The organism is Natronorubrum bangense (genome assembly GCF_004799645.1).
Taxonomy (GTDB): Archaea; Halobacteriota; Halobacteria; order Halobacteriales; family Natrialbaceae; genus Natronorubrum; species Natronorubrum bangense.
This window is the reverse complement of sequence record NZ_CP031305.1, coordinates 120,583-138,799: the sequence shown is the minus strand read 5'-3', so window position 1 is coordinate 138,799 and position 18,217 is coordinate 120,583. Positions and strand designations below refer to the sequence as shown.

The 18,217-nt window shown below is 61.9% G+C and carries 13 protein-coding genes, 1 tRNA gene and 2 pseudogenes; 6 read left to right on the top strand and 10 right to left on the bottom strand.

The window, feature by feature from the left end; translation table 11 throughout:
• Positions 1-67: 67 nt before the first annotated feature.
• The 6 genes and pseudogenes from DV706_RS00690 to DV706_RS00665 form a co-directional block, all read right to left on the bottom strand.
• Positions 68-412 (bottom strand): glutaredoxin family protein, encoded by a 345-nt coding sequence (locus DV706_RS00690; RefSeq protein WP_006067810.1) that lies wholly within the window; start codon positions 410-412, stop codon positions 68-70.
• Positions 413-576: 164 nt separating this feature from the next.
• Complete coding sequence (locus DV706_RS00685; protein WP_006067809.1) at positions 577-1,902, bottom strand: PQQ-dependent sugar dehydrogenase; 1,326 nt, start codon at positions 1,900-1,902, stop codon at positions 577-579.
• 60 nt (positions 1,903-1,962) lie between these two features.
• Positions 1,963-2,429, bottom strand: a pseudogene (locus DV706_RS00680) (DUF6691 family protein).
• The gene (locus DV706_RS00675; RefSeq protein ID WP_006067807.1) at positions 2,426-2,914 is read right to left on the bottom strand and encodes a YeeE/YedE family protein; all 489 of its coding nucleotides are present in this window, start codon (positions 2,912-2,914) and stop codon (positions 2,426-2,428) included. The pseudogene DV706_RS00680 and the gene DV706_RS00675 overlap by 4 nt, the downstream one beginning before the upstream one ends.
• 93 nt (positions 2,915-3,007) lie before the next feature.
• On the bottom strand, positions 3,008-3,805 hold the full coding sequence (locus DV706_RS00670; RefSeq protein ID WP_049889996.1) for a M14 family metallopeptidase: 798 nt from the start codon (positions 3,803-3,805) through the stop codon (positions 3,008-3,010).
• A gap of 141 nt (positions 3,806-3,946) precedes the next feature.
• The gene (locus tag DV706_RS00665) at positions 3,947-4,438 is read right to left on the bottom strand and encodes a DUF309 domain-containing protein (protein WP_006067805.1); all 492 of its coding nucleotides are present in this window, start codon (positions 4,436-4,438) and stop codon (positions 3,947-3,949) included.
• A 250-nt stretch (positions 4,439-4,688) separates the two neighbouring features.
• Here DV706_RS00665 and DV706_RS00660 point away from each other — a divergent pair, with 250 nt between their 5' ends.
• A complete protein-coding gene (locus tag DV706_RS00660) occupies positions 4,689-5,006 on the top strand; it encodes a hypothetical protein (RefSeq protein ID WP_006067804.1) in 318 nt (105 codons plus the stop codon).
• A 203-nt stretch (positions 5,007-5,209) separates the two neighbouring features.
• Here the strand turns inward: DV706_RS00660 and DV706_RS00655 are convergent.
• Positions 5,210-5,284, bottom strand: a tRNA-Glu gene (locus DV706_RS00655).
• A gap of 285 nt (positions 5,285-5,569) precedes the next feature.
• On the opposite strand from DV706_RS00655, the gene DV706_RS00650 reads away from it, so the two are divergent.
• The 3 genes from DV706_RS00650 to DV706_RS00640 all read left to right on the top strand — a co-directional run bounded on the left by DV706_RS00650 (position 5,570) and on the right by DV706_RS00640 (position 8,584).
• Positions 5,570-6,307, top strand: coding sequence for a fumarylacetoacetate hydrolase family protein (locus DV706_RS00650; protein WP_006067803.1), 738 nt, complete (start codon positions 5,570-5,572; stop codon positions 6,305-6,307).
• A 61-nt stretch (positions 6,308-6,368) separates the two neighbouring features.
• Positions 6,369-7,070 (top strand): MBL fold metallo-hydrolase, encoded by a 702-nt coding sequence (locus DV706_RS00645; RefSeq protein WP_136350755.1) that lies wholly within the window; start codon positions 6,369-6,371, stop codon positions 7,068-7,070.
• A 143-nt stretch (positions 7,071-7,213) separates the two neighbouring features.
• On the top strand, positions 7,214-8,584 hold the full coding sequence (locus DV706_RS00640) for an Nramp family divalent metal transporter (protein WP_006067801.1): 1,371 nt from the start codon (positions 7,214-7,216) through the stop codon (positions 8,582-8,584).
• A gap of 166 nt (positions 8,585-8,750) precedes the next feature.
• On the opposite strand, the gene DV706_RS00635 is transcribed toward DV706_RS00640, so the two are convergent.
• The 3 genes and pseudogenes from DV706_RS00635 to DV706_RS00625 all read right to left on the bottom strand — a co-directional run bounded on the left by DV706_RS00635 (position 8,751) and on the right by DV706_RS00625 (position 13,513).
• The gene (locus DV706_RS00635) at positions 8,751-9,842 is read right to left on the bottom strand and encodes a DNA topoisomerase IV subunit A (protein WP_006067800.1); all 1,092 of its coding nucleotides are present in this window, start codon (positions 9,840-9,842) and stop codon (positions 8,751-8,753) included.
• A gap of 49 nt (positions 9,843-9,891) precedes the next feature.
• Positions 9,892-12,354 (bottom strand): DNA topoisomerase VI subunit B, encoded by a 2,463-nt coding sequence (locus DV706_RS00630; RefSeq protein WP_006067799.1) that lies wholly within the window; start codon positions 12,352-12,354, stop codon positions 9,892-9,894.
• A 167-nt stretch (positions 12,355-12,521) separates the two neighbouring features.
• Positions 12,522-13,513: pseudogene (locus DV706_RS00625) on the bottom strand (potassium channel family protein).
• Between the two features lie 287 nt (positions 13,514-13,800).
• Between DV706_RS00625 and gyrB the strand changes: the two are divergent.
• Together gyrB and gyrA are read left to right on the top strand one after the other, a co-directional pair.
• Positions 13,801-15,723, top strand: a complete 1,923-nt coding sequence (gene gyrB, locus DV706_RS00620; protein ID WP_006067797.1) for a DNA topoisomerase (ATP-hydrolyzing) subunit B — start codon at positions 13,801-13,803, stop codon at positions 15,721-15,723.
• Positions 15,724-15,740: 17 nt separating this feature from the next.
• Positions 15,741-18,215, top strand: coding sequence for a DNA gyrase subunit A (gene gyrA, locus DV706_RS00615; RefSeq protein ID WP_006067796.1), 2,475 nt, complete (start codon positions 15,741-15,743; stop codon positions 18,213-18,215).
• The last annotated feature ends 2 nt before the right edge of the window (positions 18,216-18,217 follow it).

Genomic DNA, 18,217 nt, shown 5'->3' with positions numbered 1-18,217 from the left:
ACTTATATGACCTGCTATTGAATACGAGGGGAATTCAATCGGATGAATATCTCCTCGAGCGGGCGGCTTACTCAGCGTTGAGCGTCTCGGCCAGCTCGTCGCGTTCGTCTAGCTCCTCGAGGATGTCCGAGCCACCGACAAACTCGCCGTTGACGAACGTCTGTGGAATCGTCTCCCAGCCGCTGTGGGACTCGAGTGCGTTGCGGTACTCGCCGAGTGAGTCGAGGACGTCGACACACTCATAGTCGTCACGATACTGGCTGATGAGCCCGATCGCCTTGCGAGAGTACCCACACTGGGGCATCAGCTCGGTCCCCTTCATGAAGAGGACGATCTCGTTTTCCTCGAGTAGTTCCTCGACCTGTTCGTTGACTTCGTCCTGATCGAGACCCTGGTTCGGTGGGAAGTCCATATCCATCATATGTCGGCGAAGGGGGATAGGCCTTACGTCATTCAGTTTCTGATGAGGCGCTTTTCGGGCGATGACGCCTCTAGAACCGTTTTGTAGTGTCTCACCGCCACTGCCAGATCCTACCGTTCAGAGATTGAGATCCCGAATCGATCCGTGGCACAGAACTACGCGGGATCGAGTCTCACGATTCGGTCGTCGTCTGCCGCTGGAAACGCGCCGCTTGCCCGACCGTCTCGGTTCGAGGTGAGCAGATACAGCGAGCCGTCGGGACCGCGTTCGATATGCCGGAGGCGGCCGTATTCGCCCTCGAACAGCGTGTGAATCGTTGCGGTGAATCGATCGTCGAGCCACGTCGCGTCGTTTTGAACGCCAGTCCCGTCTTCCGACTCTGCCCCATCCTCGAGCCCCCCGTTTTCGGGGTGGAGTGACACGGCATACAGCGCGTTTGACGCGAGCCCGCAGACGAACATGCGATTTTCCCACGGCGTGATCGACTCACCATCATAGAAGGCCATTCCGGAGGGTGCCCACGTCGTCTCGGGGCCGGTGTTGACGACTGGTGGCGTGGCATCGTCGTACTCGTCGTAGCTACCGTACTCCGGGTCGTCCGGGCCGCCGCGGACGAGATCCCAGCCGTAGTTGCCGCCCGGCCGGAGGATCGACACCTCGTCTCGAGCCGCTGGACCGTGTTCGGCCACCATGGGTGTTCCCTGTGGAGTGAAGGCGATCCCCTGTGGGTTGCGATGGCCCAGCGTGTAGGTTCGTTGGTCGCCGTCTGCACCCCAGTCTGGGTTCTCAGGGGCTGGCTCACCATCCGGCGTGAGACGGAGCACTGCACCCGCACGGGCGCCGGGATCCTGCGTGAGCGCGGGCTCCTCGGCGTCGCCGGTCAGCACCCAGAGATATTCCTCGGGGCCGAACGTGATCCGACCACCGTTGTGTGTCGTCGCTCCTGGGATTCCATCGAGGACTGTCTCGAGTGTCTCTGACTCGAGGTCGTAGCTGACGACCCGGTTCCCGACCGCGCCGTCATCGACCGTGTAGTAGACGAACAGTTCGGCCCGGTCCGGGTACTCCGGATGGATCGCAACACCAAGCGTGCCACCCTCGCCAGGGGCCGCCCGATCCGGCAAGGCGTCAGCCTCGAGGAGCAGTTCGCCGTCGTCGGGAGACAGGTCGGCGTCCGTCGCCAGTGCGGTCGCATCGAATCGACGGACACCGCCAGTGCGCTCGGTGAGGAACGCATCGTCCGCGGCGAAGACGAGATCCCAGGGGACCTCGAGGCCGGCGACTACTGTCGTCGCGGTCACGTCATCTTCGGATGGTGTGCCGTCAGCTGGTCGCCACTCGGGTTCAGTCCAGTCGTCGTCGGGGGTCGCCTCGGGTGTTGTAAGCTCCTGGACGTCTGCGCCGGAGCCTGTCAAACAGCCAGCGAGGGCGATCGAACTGCCGGCCGCCGCGAGGATGTGTCGCCGTGTCGGAGAGCCCATAGCTGATTGAACGGGACGACAACAGGAGTGTGCTTCGGCGTGCTCGAGACCGTTCGGCGGTCAGTCCGCAGTTGCAGCGGGAGATTGCTGTTCGGCGCGTGTCGAGCGCCAGAAACCCTGGACGTACGCGCCGATGAACATCCCGAGGATCCCCAGAGGATGGCGTAGTTGCCGATTCCGAGGCTGGCGTAGGCAGCGCCGGGACAGATCCCCGAGAGCCCCCAGCCAACGCCGAAGATGCCGCCGCCGATGACGACGTTCTTGTCGAGGCTCTTCAGCCGTCGGGTGTATGTATCTCCCGTCAGTGGAGCCGTCGTGCGTAGCTGCTTGATGCCGAAAAAGGTGATTCCGGTCACGATCGCGGCCCCGAACATCACGAATAGCAGCCCGAAGTCCTCGAACTGCAGGAAGCTCAGGACGACCTCGGGCTGGGCCATGTGGCTAAAGCCAAGGCCGAAGCCAAAGAGCAGGCCGCCGACGAAGATTAGTGGCATGAACAACGGATGTTGTTCGTGGTCGGCGCTCATGGGCTCACCCCCGCAGCCTGTACCAGCTGTGCCACACCGATCGCGACGAGCAGGAACGTCGCGACGCCGACGAACGACGTCCCCGAGACTGAGCCGACGCCACAGACGCCGTGACCCGAGGTACAGCCTTTCCCGACACGAGTTCCGATTCCGACGAGGATGCCACCGAGCAGGAGCCGCCACCACTGGACGTCAGTCGTCCAGATCCCGTCCTGAAAGGCGAGCGCGTAGACTGCTGCACCGGCGACGATTCCCAGTGTGAACACGACACGCCAGTCACGCGAGGGACGATACTGCTGGAATCGCGAGAGAGTCGAGGCGTACGAGAGTGTCGACTCGAGGAACGTGCTCGCGCCGGCGGTGATGCCGGTCCCGAGATAGATTACGGCAACCCCGAGACCGACGAACAGGCCACCGATGGCGTAGTGACTGATCCCGTTTGGGAACAGTTCTGCCAGCATAGCGACAAGAAACGTTGCAGTCATACGCAGCGGAAGGGGACGGCAGCGTATCAAAGCTCCCCACGCGGGGAAAATTGTGCCCATCTATGACAGCCGAACACCCCTCGGCTGCCAGTCTCAGTCCGCGGCTGGCGGCGTCGTCAAGATATCGAGTTTGTCAGCCGCATAGCCAAAGACGTCGCGGTAGCCGTTCGGGGACATGAGAACCGGATAGAACGGCTCATTGGCGACCTGTGTATCGCCGTCGGCAGCTGCAAACGGGTCACCAGCGTCGACTCGAGTGAAGTTATCGACGAAGACCTCGTAGGTGTCTGCCTGCTGTTTGTTGATAACATCGGTCAACTGGTAGACAGGCAGCTCGCGACACACCGTATCGCCGGGCAACGCTCCAACGGCCGTCAGGAACGTTCGCGTCAGCCGGTCAGCGTTCTGGGCGGCTGTCTCCGACCCTTGCAGCCCACACTCGACTTCGATCGTGTTGATCTTCGAGAAGAGCCGCCCCTCTGCGAACTGACTGGTTTCGACCATCGCTGCCACCGGCAGCTGTGGCACCAGCTCTTTTGCGGTCTCGCTCACGCCGTTGACGATCGCAAAGGGGTCTGCATGACTCTGTGTCGAATGCATCGAGAACGTGAGACAGCCCTCGAGTTCTTCGACGAGTCGATGGGCGAGCTGAGCTTCATGCGTTTTCGCGTTCGGATGGCCGGGGAACGTTCGATTCAGGTCCTCGTCGACGAACCGCACGCGTCGCTCGAGGGCCGCCTCGTTGGCGACAATGAGCTTGACGGGCCGTTCGACGGTCGGGCGTTCGTCGAGCAATCGCTCGACGGCCCGGACGCCACAGGGTTCATCGCCATGGATGCCTGCAACGACTGCGAGTTCCGGCGTTCCCGACCCGAGCTGTGCAACTCTCATCACCGGATAGATGGGCTCTGACTCCAAAGGCGATTCGGTCTCTCACCAATACAGAGGGTTCGGAAAATAGCCATGATAGCACAGACCATGATCCCGTCTGACACTGCCCCGCTCGCCAGCACGTCGACCGAGGCCGAACGGTCACTCCTCGAGTGTCTCAACATACTCGAAATCGACTGCTCGAGCAGTCGGTCGCTCGCCATCGAGTGGGATCTGCCAGTCGTCGATCAGGTCTGGATCATCGATGGCGTTCGTCAGCGTGGTTCGGACCTCGAGCAGATCAACGCCGTAGTAATCCCGCGGAACGCCGTGAAGATACTGGAGTGCCGTCTCGAAGAGGCTCCGCATTCCGTCGTCGTTCTCGAAATCAACGTGCTTGTACGCGCCCGCTGCGACTTGGACCATTCCGTGGGCGAACGCGCTTTCGGTGGTTCCACGCCCGTAATTGTACCATTCTAACTCGAAGCAGTCATGCGATTCGTGGAACGCGCCGGAGTTGTAGAGACGAACGCCGTGAACCACCGCCCGCCGAAGCGTCCCGTGTTCCCAGCGGTCGTCGGCAACGAGCCAGCCCGTCGGCGTCTCGGATCCAGCTGGTGGCGAGACGGTGGGATCACGCGTGTGATCGTCCATAGGCAGTGTTGGGCGAGCCAGCGGGTAATTCCATCGGCACCAGCTGACAGCAGTGGGGTGATCCGATCTATTCGGTTTTGGACCGACGTTCGATGCGGCTGGCGATGTCAACACTGCAGAAAGCAACCCGATGCGCATATCAACGGGTGGCCAAACTGCAAGCAACAGTGTGTGGCCACCGCCCTCGAGTAGAATGTGGCCTGAAGCTGCGAGCCCAACTGTATAGAGTGGACGCCCCCAACGGAGGTGTATGGAGACACGATGGGCGACTGTCGACGGCGTATACCTCGAGTTGCCCAACGACTGTACCGCTGACGAGCTTCGAACGGCCTTGCGGAAGCCAGCCGATGCAGTGTTGATCGCAGTTACGGGAGATCTCGTCTCGGTCGTCCACGACGAAGAACAGTCGCTTACCGAGATGGTCGCCGGCTGTGCCGACACGTACTATTTCAGACGGCCGGACGAACCCGATCGCAACGACGTTCTTTCGGCACCGGAACTCGAGTCAGCACTCGCGGAGTCGACGGCAGCCGAGACCACGTTTCAGCGACCCGGGATCGATCACTGACAGCTCTCGAGGCAAACTGGCTGCTCTCGAGTTCACTCAAACCGGCACACGAGCCCCTGCTCGGGGCCACAACGACTGGCATGTGGTTTCGAGCCGGTGCCGATCTGTGACTCAGACACACGGCTCAGGAACATGATCGTCGGGAGAATGCGTCAAACGCCAGCGAACACGCTCTGTCTTCGGTACGTTGTTTCGCGGAAGAATGCTCCGTCAGGGATTTGAACCCTGGTCATCGGCTCGAAAGGCCGAAATGATTGGCCGGACTACACCAACGGAGCGATCATTGCGTTCTCACACTGCGTCTCGCCTCGGTTGGCGATCCAACCCAGCGTGCCTCGAACGCATTAGTCGATTGCGGGGGCCTAGTAAAAAGCGTTCCGTTCTGCGTCCGTAATGGCAGCTACTAACGTAGTTAGGACGCTGTCATTTCGACCCCAGATCGACGCCGAGGTACGGCCAGGTGCTGTCGGTTCGTCACTACTCGAGCGGTTGGCTACGCGCTTTGGTGGGCGAGTGCCGCCGGCATCTCAACGCTTTTGAATATACACCACAACCCATCGCGCATGAAATACGTCCGATTCCGCGACCCTGCCGGTGCTGTCCGCCGCGGCGAGTTCGAGAACGGCCACGTCCACTTCGGGAACGAGAGCTACGCACTCGAGTCCGACGAGATCGACGTCCTCCCACCGTGTGAGCCGTCGAAGATCGTCTGTATCGGCCGTAACTACGCCGACCACGCAGACGAGATGGGCTCTGACGTTCCGGACCGCCCGCTGATCTTCCTGAAGCCGCCGAACACGATTGCAAGCCACGGCGACACCGTCACCGCACCGGCCGGGAAAGAGCGCATCGACTACGAGGCCGAACTGGGCGTCGTTATCGGCGAGCAATGCCGTCACGTCCCCGTCTCCGAGGCGATGGACGTCGTCGAGGGCTTTACGTGCGTCAACGATATCTCGAACCGCGACGACCAGGAGAAAGAACAGAACTGGATCCGCGGGAAGGCGTTCGACGGCGCTGCGCCCCTTGGGCCACTGCTCGCAACGCCCGATGAAGTGCCGGCCGACGCATCTGTTCAGTCCCGCGTCAACGGCGAGCTGAAACAGGACGGCTCGCGCGAACAACTCATGTTCCCCATTCCAGAACTGATCGCCGAGATCACGGCCTACATGACCTTAGAGCCAGGTGACGTGATCGCGACCGGGACGCCGGAAGGCGTCGGTCCACTGTCCGATGGCGACGAGGTCGAGATCGAAATCGAGGGCGTCGGCACACTCGCACACTCGATCCGACGGCCGTAGACCGGAGTCGAAGTAACTGCGAGGCGAACCTTTTTCGACCTGCTCGAGCGTACGGGCGAGTATGACCGTTCGTTTCGGTGCAGTGACCATCGACTGGCTCGGCTACGCGACCGTTCGCCTCGAGGGCGAGACGGGGGCTGTCATCTACATGGATCCCGGTCGGTACGGGGTGCTCGATGGATACGATGCGCGCGATGGCGACCTCGTACTGGTGACACACGCCCACCACTACGATCCCGACGGCATTCGCCGGGTGGCTCACGAGGACGCGATCGTCGTCGTTCACGAATCGATCGACGCCAGCGAGATCGACCGGGTCGATGAACAGCCCGAAGACCTGCCCTACGAGGTCGAGCGTGTCCGTGCGGATGAATCGTTTGTCCTCGGCCCGCTGGACCTGTTCACCACGCCCGCGTACAACGACCCCGCGGGCCCACATGTCGACGAGCACGGCGACCCGTATCATCCCGAGGGCGAAGGCTGTGGCTTTGCCGTCACAGTCGACGGCGTCTCGGCGTTCTGGCCCGGCGACACCGATGTCCTCCCGCTCCACGACGAACTGGGTATCGACCTGTTTCTCCCCCCGATCGGCGGCGCGTTTACGATGGATCGCCACGAGGCCGCCGCGCTCGCGGAACGAATTCGCCCCGAGCTCGTGTTGCCGATCCACTACGACACGTTCGAGGCGCTCGAGACCGACGCTGATGCGTTCGTCGTCGACGTCGCGAACCGCGCGGTTCCAGTGGTGCTCGACGAGCAGTAGCGCCCGGTGACGAATCCGTGGACATAAGTCACGGATCGCCTAGTCACTCATACTTCCTATGTATACTGTTGGCACGCATACACGTTCTTGGTGGGTTCGAGTGGATACCTGCCTGAAACCCATCGTCATGGCTCCATACACCGGTGAGCACCGTGGCGAGTAAGACCGAAGACGGGCTCGAGACGTCCCAGCCCGAGCTTACCTATCCGTCGGCCGGCTGGAAGGGGTTCTTCAAGAACCACTTCGGACCGTCGATGCTCTGGGCGCTGATCAGCATCGGTGGAAGTCATATCGTTCTCGCACCGACGCTCGGTGGAACGTTCGGACTCGTCGCAATCTGGATGTTCGGCCTCATCTACGTCGCCAAGTACGGTGCCTGGGAACTGGGCATTCGCTATAACTACGGCGTCGGGGCAAACCCGATCGAAGCCTACGGTGATCTCCCCGGGCCGAAAAACTGGGCGCTCTGGGTGACGATCCTCGTCTTCACCGTCATGTACACGTTCATTACGGCTAGCGTCGGCATGAGCACGGCCGCGTTCATCGCCGCGTTGACTCCTGGCTGGCTCACCGCAGCGTGGGCGTACGTCCTCTTCGTCGGCGCCGCCGGCGCGCTCGTGATCACGTCTCGCTACTCCGTCCTCGAGAAGGCGTTGATCGGTTTCACCGTCGCCGTCGGTGTGCTCGTCATGCTCGGCGCTCTCGTTGGGCCGCCATCGCCCGAACGGATCGCCGAAACGACGTTCGCGATCCCCGACCTCACCGGACCCGCCTTCGTCGCGCTGTTTGCCGCGGCCGCCGGGTTCGCACCGACCGGCTTCAGTACGAGTATTCTGATCGGCAGCTGGAGTATGGCCAAAGGCGAAGGGGCTGGTGAGCTGCGACAGAAGGGGCTCGATCCGAACAACCCGGCCCACCACGACTACATCCGTGCGTGGATCAAAACCGGCCGCCGGGACTTCAACGTCGGCTACGTGTTCAGTTTCGTTCTGATTGCCGCAATGGTCATTCTGGCGACGAACGTCCTCTACCCGGACCCGCCGACGGACGCCAACCTCGCGTTCGCGATCGGCAACATCCTGAGCGATTCCTTCGGCGAATGGTCGTACTACGCCATGCTGATCGGCGCGTTCGCAGCCCTCTACTCGACCGTTATCACGCTTCTCGACGGGGCTGCCCGTGCAACCGGTGACATCCTCCCGATGGCGCTCGAGGACGAGAGTATCGACAGCGAGCGCATCCGAAAGCTCGTCGTCGCCGGCGTCGTCGTCGTCAGCAGCGCGATGGTGCTCGCGCTCGGGAACGTCCCCGTGACGCTGTTGCTCTACGTCGCCGCCATCCTCGCGGTCACGGAGATTTTCTTCTACCCAGCCAACTGGTACGTCGTCGAGAAACACCTTCCCGAGCCGTTCCGCCCGTCTCGAGCCTGGCACGCCTACTACGTCGTCAGCCTCGTGTTCGTCCTCATCTTCGGTGCGATGGGGGCTGCACTTCGACTCGGCTTCATCGGATAACACGACCCCGAGCCATCCGATTTCTATCGTCTCTACGATCAGCCAGTGCTACAAACAGTCTGTAACAGCGTTGGTGCTGGTCGAACGCGGCTCGAGGTGCGTCTAGATGACGCCCATCTCGCTGAGACGCTCGATCACTCTCCCCGACCCTCGGCTCGAGGTGCGTCTAGATGACGCCCATCTCGCTGAGACGCTCGGGGAGATACGTCTCCGTCACGAAATCCAATCCACGGGCTGCAAGCGACTGCTGTTCGGACTTCTTGCCGATCTCGAGTTGGAGTTCGATCTGTTCTTCCCAGTAGTCGGTCTGGAAGCGCGGGTCCTCGAGTTCGCTCTCTAAGGCGTTGATGTCCGAGTCGCTGAGCGGGTCGGTCGGCAGATCGTACTCGACGATGTCGGCCGGCTGGATGCCGATATACTGGGCAGCTGGCGTCGCGAGATACTCCGAGAGGTGGGCCGACTTGATCGAGCCGTAAGCGACCGAGCCGTAGATTCGGTACGACCACGGGTCGCCGTCGGCGAAGACCGTCACCGGGAGGTCGAGTTCGTCGTGGAGTCGCTTGATGATCCGTCGAGTCGCCCGTGCGGGCTGGCCCTTGAGGTGGACGATCAAGGCGTTGTACTCGTCATCGAAGCCGTTCTCGACGAGTCGGTCCCGCATCCCACCGGTCTCGACGGCGAGGATGAAGTCGGCATCGCAGTCGAGAAACTCGATCGTGTCAGGGTTGTTCGGAATCTGGTAGCCACCTTCGCCGACGTCTTCCTGACAGTGGATATCGCGTTCGCCGCGACGGGTCTGTTCGCGCAGGTGCAGCGGCCCCATGATGGTTGCGCCCGACTCCTCCGGGCGCATGTGGAAGTCCTCGCGGGTCACACCCGAAACGATCTCCAGATCCTCGATCAGGCCGTTGGATTCGTCCTGATCCGAAAACTGTGCCTCGTTGTTGTCCCAGCTTTCCGAAAGGTAGTACAACTCACGCAGGGTCGAGGAGCGGTCTTCCTCGAGTTGGTTCGCGAGGAACTCGATCGTGTAGACGGCCTTCAGCAGCTTTCGCGCACCGCGGACGGAGTTCGCAGAGCGTGTCGACTCTCGGTCGCCGTACACCCAGACGTCTTTGTCTTCGTCGTACTCGATGTTGTTTTTCGTCCGCGTCGGCACGGACATGTGGGGGATCTCGCCCAGTTCGAACTGGTCGTAAAACTGTGCCGCGAGGTCGATCAACTGTTCTCGTGCCTGCTGGTCGTTGTCTGCGCTCATTGTTTCACCGTAAGTTCACTTCGTTCCGTCCGAGCACCCGGTCGCACGCTCATGCTGACACCGTGAGTTTCTCGCTTTCGACACCCTTGACGTCCAGATCGAACGCCGCATCGTTGGGCACCACGTACTCGAGGGCGGCCTCGTCGTCGCTCGAGACGTCGACATCCCACTTGACGAACCACTCGCCGTCCATCTCGACGACGGTGGCCTCCTCGGAGAGGTTCGTCGGTTCGGCGGTGACGATGTCGGTGATCTCGAGCGATTCGGCCGTACCCGAGTTGTTCTCGACGGTGACTGAGACTGCCTGGCCGTCGCCGTTTTCTTTGACGCTGCGTTCGACGAGCACGTTGTTCATGATGCGTGCGACGGCGTCGTTGATATCGGGCTCCTCGCGGTCGGTCACCTCGGCGACTTTGGCGGCCATCTCGGGGAGGATCTTCCCAAGGACGTTCTGTTTCTTCCGGCGCTGTTGCATCGAGCGGCGCTTGTTGAGATAGCTTTTGAGTTCGCGGGCGGCCTCACGGATCGCAAGTTCGATCTCGTCTTCGATCGCCGGCACGTTTGCGACGGCGTCTTTGGACTCGCTCGTAAACGGGACGTTCGTGGAGGCGACGTGGATCATGATCACGGCCGGACCGTTCGGGAGGCCGGACCCGCCAGGCTGGTCGAGCCCGTAGTTGCGCCAGCCGATCGATTTGACCACGTCGGTCGTCGCACACGCGCCGCGCTGGTAGACCAGCGGCACCCGATTTGCAAACCGCATGACGTCGGCACTGCCCTCGGCTCGAATCTCGCCGCCGTAGGCGATGCCGGCCTCGACGATGAACGGATCGCCGCCGTGAACGTCGGCGTCTCGAGTCGCAGAAGCGTAGAAATCGGCGTCGAACTCCTTTTTGAGGCCGGCCGTGATCAACTCCTCCGTGATCGGCGAGAGACATCGCGTCGGTGGGGCCATGATGTCGGCCGCACGCATGCCGTCGACGAGGTTGCTGGCGGCATCCCGGTCGCTGTCGAGTTCGCGAACCAGCGGTGGGTCGTCGGGAACCGTCGCCATAACGTCCCAGACGGCGTCGGTGACGTTCTCGCGTGCTGTCTCTCCGAAGGAGACGTCGTCGTACTCCTCAGTTAGCGCTGCGGCCCGATTGACGAACTCGCGGAGTTGCGTCCGGGTGAGTCGATGGCGGACGTTGTCGGCCTCGAATTCGTCGTCGAACGTGGCTGCGAGGCGCTCGGCGAAGGCGTGGATGATCTCGTCGTCCTTTCGGGTGCTCGTCGCCTCGTCGGCGAGGGTGTACAGATCGGCGACGAGGCGTGACGCTGCCGTCCCATCTGACTCGCTGTCTGTTTCCGCGCCGTCCGCAGCATCGATGACCTCGAGCCAGACGGCCTCGACGGCGTTTTCGCGGACGGTGTCGCCGAACGTCGTTCCGTGGTCGGCTTCGACGTCGTCGGCAGCCGCGTCGACGGCAGCAACGAGTTCGTGGTGAGCGATTCGGTCGTGGTCGGCGACCGAGTCGGCGATGGCGTCGGCGAAGGCGGCCGTCGCATCGGCTCCCTTGTTCGCGGTGGCAGCCGACACTGCAGCGCCAATGTCGACGTCATCGCGTGCCGTGGGTGGCCGCCAGCGCATCTCGCGCCCGTAGTAGCGGTCGCGGAACTCGTCGATGATCGACTCGGCGGTCTTCTTGCCGACGCGGGTGAACTCCTCCTGGAGGAACCCCGAGACCGTCTGTGAATCCGTCGCCGACAGCATCTTCATCACGGTGCCGAGTTCGACGCCGTGGGGATGTGGGCGGATCTCTTCGGTCTCTTCGGGCAGCTGGTCCGTCGCGCGTTCGAACTTGAAGTGGTTCTTGGGCTCGCGCAACTCGAGGCGGGCGTGGGGGTTGACGACCGCGGTGTGTTTGATGTAGTCGTGAAGCTGCCCGCGGGCGCGCATGTTTGCCTCCATCTCGAGTTCGATGCGCGTGCCGTGGGGGCGGTCCCACGAAGTCGTTTCCTCGACGCTGATTTCGGGTTCGTTCGCGTCAGTGTCGACGATGAGTTCGAAGTACTGGGCTTCGCTTGCACCCTGGGTTCGACTGGTGATCTTCGCGGGTTTCCCGCTCGTTAGCTGGGCATACAGAACAGCAGCGGAGATCCCGATCCCCTGCTGACCACGAGACTGTTCGCGCGCGTGGAACCGCGAACCGTAGAGCAGTTTTCCGAAGACTTTGGGGAGGGAGTCTTTCGTCAGACCCGGGCCGTTGTCCTCGACGATCAGCCGGTAGTAGTCGCCGGCTTCCTCGATCTCGACGTAGATATCCGGGGCAATGCCTGCTTCTTCGGCGGCGTCTAGGGCGTTGTCGACGGCTTCTTTGACAGCCGTGACGAGGCCTCGAGCGCCGCTGTCGAAGCCGAGCATATGCTTGTTCTTCTCGAAGAACTCGGCGATCGAAATCGCCTGCTGGCTCTCGGCCAGCTCCTCGGCGATCCCCACCTCGTCCTCGAGTGTCGACTGAAACGACGTCATTGTCCCCCCATACTAGCGGCGGGGCTAAAAGGTGTGTGTTACCGGAGTGAAAGTGAACCGGCGGTTTGAGGCGGCTGTAAACGAGCCACACACTGCCGGTTACAACGGTTTGCCGGTAATCTGACCGGCCATCGTGGTCGCACCGGAACAGACTCAAACCGACGTTCTCACTCCTCGAGCGGCGGCCACTCCCTCGCATCGGCACGTGCGATACCCAGTAGCTTCCGGCGACGGTCGGACAGTGCCGTGACGTCGTCAGTGAACGCGTCGTTCTGGACGGTCGGAATCTCCTCGCTCCGGAGTCGATCGAGTTCCGGCCGAGGTGGGAGTTCGTCGGCAGGATCGATAAACGCCGTCCCGAGCGTGTCGAGATAGCTTCGACACTCGAACGGGCATCTTCGACCAGTGTTGGATTTAGCTGTGCATCGTCCGAGACGCCGTGGCGAACGACCGTCAGTGCCTCGTCGAAGACGGGAACGGCCATCGCCGACGCTCGAGCGGCCTGTTCGCTGTGGTAGTAGTGAAGAATCGGATAGGCCTTGTGCTGGTCTGCGAGCATGGACAGTTGCGTAGCGAGTGACTCGAGTGGGTGCTCGAGGCCGCGAAACTCGTCTTCAGTGGTCCAGCCCGTACGGACGAATGCTTCACTGCGTTCGCCCAGACCGGTGACGTCGCTGGCAAATGAGCGCTTTTCCGACACTGCGCCGAGGACGTAGGAGACGCCCAGCGTGACGAAGGCCATTCCAGTCGCGGTCGTGAACGAACTGGCGATCTCCCAGCCACTCGTCGTCGGCGTGTAATCGCCGTTTCCGTTCGTGAACATCGTGTAGGCGACGTAGTAGAATCGTCCGGACCAGTCGGCCTGCGCGCCGGTATGGGCGCTGACGAGGGCCGTCTCGTCGCCAGCGAAAACCATCGTCCAGCCGAGCCACAACAGTGCGATCCACATCGCAAGCGTGAACGCGAGGATCAGCGGCCCGGCGAGACTCAGCGCGCGCGGGTGGTCGTTGCTTGCCGTCCGCAGGCCACGCCAGATCCAGGTCGTCAGCCGTCCGGAAAGCGGACCAGCCCCGCCGTCGACCCAGAGTGTCGTCCAGAGAATGTCGACGACCACGGCGACGAGCACAACGATCCCGACGGCCAGATACAGCGGTTGTATTTCATCTCCCATACAGGAGCGAAGACCGTCAACGACACCCCGGGCACTGACACGGCTTTTTGAGAGCGATCACGGGACTCCAGCAGGGTGTGTGACTCGAGGCGATCAAGCGTCGTGAAACCACGTAACCACCAGAAACACCTGGGGTATGAGGAGCTTGAACACCCCTTCACGACCAGATATCCCATCCTGAGAGCCAGCCGAGCAACGGCTACGGTGGCTTCGCGCGCGAGCGCGTACACGTGACTTTTATTAGGTGGGGACCACTACCCGAAAGCAGGTTTTACATGTCCCAGGAAAGCGAGTACGGCGCCGGACAGATTCAGGTCTTAGAAGGCCTGGAGGCTGTGCGAAAGCGACCGGCAATGTACATCGGCTCTACCGATTCTCGAGGGCTCCACCATCTCGTCTATGAAGTGGTGGACAACTCGATTGACGAGGCACTGGCAGGTCACTGTGACGACATTACCGTCTCCATCCACGACGACGGCTCTGTGAGCGTCGCAGACGACGGCCGTGGTATCCCCGTCGATACACACGACGAGTACGATCGGCCGGCCCTCGAGGTGATTCTCACTGTTCTCCACGCTGGCGGGAAGTTCGACAACAAGTCCTACCAGGTCTCCGGTGGCCTCCACGGCGTCGGCGTCTCGGTCGTCAACGCCCTCTCGAGTCGACTCGAGGTCGAGGTCAAACGCGACGGCGGCGTCTTCGAACACGCTTTCGAGGCGGGCGAACCCGTCGGCGATATGGAACGGGTCCGCGATATGGACCCGGATGAGGGGACAGGCACGGCGATTCGGTTCTGGCCCGACACCGACATCTTCGAGGGCGACGACTTCGCCTTCTCGACGCTCTCGAATCGGCTTCGCGAACTTGCCTTCCTCAACTCGGGCGTTCGCATCACGTTGCGTGATGAACGCGACGAGGACGGCCCGGCCAAGGAAACCTACGAGTACCAGGGCGGCATCCGCGAGTTCGTCGAGTATCTCAACGAGACGCGCTCGGCGATGCACGAGGACATTATCTACTTCGAGGACGACGACCAGAACATCGAAGTCGAGGTGGCGATGCAGGCCACCGAGGAGCTACAGGGCTCGATTCATGCCTTCGCAAACAACATCAACACGCGCGAGGGTGGCACCCACCTCACCGGCTTCAAAACCGCGCTCACACGCTGTGTCAACGATTACGCCGGCGAGAACGATCTACTGAACGATCTCGACGAGAACCTCAAAGGCGAAGACATTCGCGAGGGACTCACTGCAGTCATCTCGATCAAACACCCCGACCCGCAGTTCGAAGGGCAGACGAAGACGAAACTCGGCAACTCCGAGGTTCGAGGGATCGTCGAAAGCGCGATGCACGAAGGACTCGGCACCTACTTCGAAGAGCATCCCGACACCGCAGAAGCGATCATCACGAAGGCTGTCGAGGCTGCCAAAGCGCGCAAGGCCGCCCAGAAAGCCGAAGAGCTAACCCGCCGTAAATCCGCTCTCGATTCGACCTCGTTGCCCGGCAAACTCGCCGACTGTCAGACCAAAGACCCCGAGAAGGCCGAACTGTTCATCGCGGAGGGTGACTCCGCAGGCGGCAGCGCAAAACAGGCCCGAAACCCCGAGTTCCAGGCCGTGCTTCCGATCAAAGGGAAGATCTTGAACGTCGAGAAACACCGACTCGATCGGATTCTCGAGAACGACGAGATCCGGAACATGATCACCGCGATCGGTGCGGGAATCGGCGACGAGTTCGATGTCGACGACGTCCGGTATAAGAAGATCATCATGGCGACGGACGCCGACGTCGACGGCGCACACATCCGGACGCTCATGCTGACGTTCTTCTACCGGCATATGCGCCCGCTGCTGGAGGGTGGCTACGTTTATGCAACCCAGCCGCCGCTGTACCGCATCCGCTACCGGGGCGAGACGTACGATGCGATGACCGACGCTGAACGCGACGAGATCGTCGAAGAGAAATGCGACGGCAATCCGACGCAGGTCCAGCGCTTCAAGGGGCTCGGGGAGATGAACCCCGAACAGCTCTGGGAGACGACGATGAACCCGGAAAACCGTATTCTCAAACAGATCACGATCGAGGACGCCGCCGCGGCGGACAAGATGTTCTCCGTGCTGATGGGCGACGCCGTCGAGCCACGCAAGCAGTTCATCAAAGAACACGCGCCCGAAGCCGAATGGATCGACATCTAACTGTGGTGAGGTAATATATGAGTTCAGACGTACCCGAACCGACTGACGTAGAGGCACGGGCGATCGAAAACGTCCGCATCGAAGATGAGATGGAGCAGTCGTATATCGACTACGCGATGTCCGTCATCGCGGGGCGTGCCCTTCCGGACGTCCGGGACGGCCTCAAACCCGTCCACCGGCGTATCCTGTATGCGATGCACGAGATGGGCGTCTCTTCCGGTAGCAGCCACCGCAAGTCCTCCTCGATCGTCGGGGAGACGATGGGTGACTACCACCCTCACGGCGACAGCGCAATCTATGACACGCTCGTCCGGATGGCTCAGGATTTCTCGATGCGCTATCCGCTCGTCGACGGGCAGGGGAACTTCGGCTCGATGGACGGTGACCCGGCCGCCGCGCCCCGATACACTGAGGCACGGATGGCCGCCGTCTCCGAGGAACTGCTCGAGGACATCGCCAAGGACACGGTCGACTTCTCGGCGAACTACGACGACCGCCTACAGGAACCCGACGTCCTGCCGGCGGCGTTTCCGAATCTCCTCGTGAACGGCTCCTCGGGAATCGCCGTCGGGATGAGCACGAACATCCCGCCGCACAACCTCTGTGAGGTGATCGACGCGACGATCGAACTCATCGACAACCCTGACGCGACGGTCGAGGATCTGATGGAGCACGTCAAAGGCCCCGACTTCCCGACGGGCGCGAACATCGTCGGTCGCGACGCCATCTACTCGGCGTACAAGACCGGTCGCGGGCGCATCCGCGTGCGTGCCGAGTTCGAAGTCGAGGAGTGGAAAAACGGCCGCGAGCGAATCGTCATCACCGAACTCCCCTACCAGGCCAACAAGGCCCGGATGGTCGAGCGGATCGCCGAAAACGTCAACGACGGCGAGATCGAGGGGATCTCGGACCTGCGTGACGAGTCCGACCGCGACGGCGTCCGCATCGTCGTCGAGTGCAAACGCGGTGCGAACGTCGAGGTCGTCAAAAACAAACTGCTCGAGAACCATCTCGAGAAGACGTTCGGCGTGATCAACCTCGCGCTGGTCGACGGCCAGCCGCAGGTGCTCTCGCTGCGAGAAACCTTAGAGGAGTACGTCACCCACCGCCGTGAAGTCGTCCGCCGACGCAGTGAGTACGACCTCGAGGAAGCAGAAGACAGAGCCCACATCCTCGAGGGTCGACTGACGGCCGTCGAGAACGCCGACGACGTCGTCGAACTGATCCGCAACAGCGAGGATCGGTCGGCCGCGAAAGCCGCCCTGCAGGAGGCGTATTCGTTCTCCCAAGCCCAGGCAGAGCACATCGTCCGGATGCAACTGGGCAGTCTCACGTCGATGGAGACGGCCGAGATCGAAGACGAGTACGAGGACGTCCAGGCCGAGATCGAGCGCCTGACATCGATTCTCGAAAGCGAGCAGGAGCTGCTCGCGGTCATCAAAGACGAACTCCGTGAGATCAAAGCCGAGTACGGCGACGACCGCCGGACCTCGATCATCGAGGACCAGGGGACGGTCACTCACGAGGACCTCATTCCGGAAGAAGAGGTGTTCGTCGTCATGACCGAAGACGACTACGTCAAGCGGATGCCGATCGACCAGTTCAGCCCGCAGGGTCGGGGCGGCAAGGGAATCATCGGCGCGGACGTCAAAGACGGCGACCGCGTCACGACGGTGTTCCGCGCGAACACCCATGACTACCTGCTGTGCTTTACCAATCAGGGCAAAGTCTACCAGCTCAAGACCTACGAGATTCCCGAGATGGGCCGGACGGCACGCGGGAAATCGGCAGTCAATATCCTCGACCTCGACACCGACGAGGATATTACGGCCATCGTCGACACTGACGCCTTCGGCGACGGCGAGTTCGTGACGATGGCCACCCGGAACGGCTACGTCAAACGAACCGCCGGTTCGGAGTTCGACAACATCCGTTCGACCGGGATCATCGCGGCCGACCTCGAGGACGGTGACGAACTCGTCGACGTCGAAGTCACCGACGGCTCGCAGGATCTGGTTATCGCAACCGAAGGCGGGATGACGATCCGCTTCGACGAGAGTGAAGTTCGCTCGATGGGGCGCAACGCCCGCGGTGTCAACGGGATCAAACTCGAGGACGGCGACGCGGTCGCCGGACTGGTTGCGACCGACGAAGACGACGAGCGGGCGCTGTTGACCGTCACTCAAAACGGCTACGGCAAACGCACTCGCCTCTCGGCGTATCGCACCCAATCACGCTACGGTAAGGGCCTGATCGACATCAAAACGGGCGACCGAAACGGGCCGGTGACGGCTGTCAAAGCTGTTGCCGACGACGACGAACTCGTGATGATGAGCGAGCGCGGCCAGATCGTCCGCACGCGCGTCGACGACATCTCGACGGTCGGACGAAATACGATGGGCGTGATCGTCATGGATGTCGAGGCAGGCGACGCGGTCGCAAGCGTCGACGAGATTCCGGCTGTCACGACGGTCGACACCGACGAGAACTGACC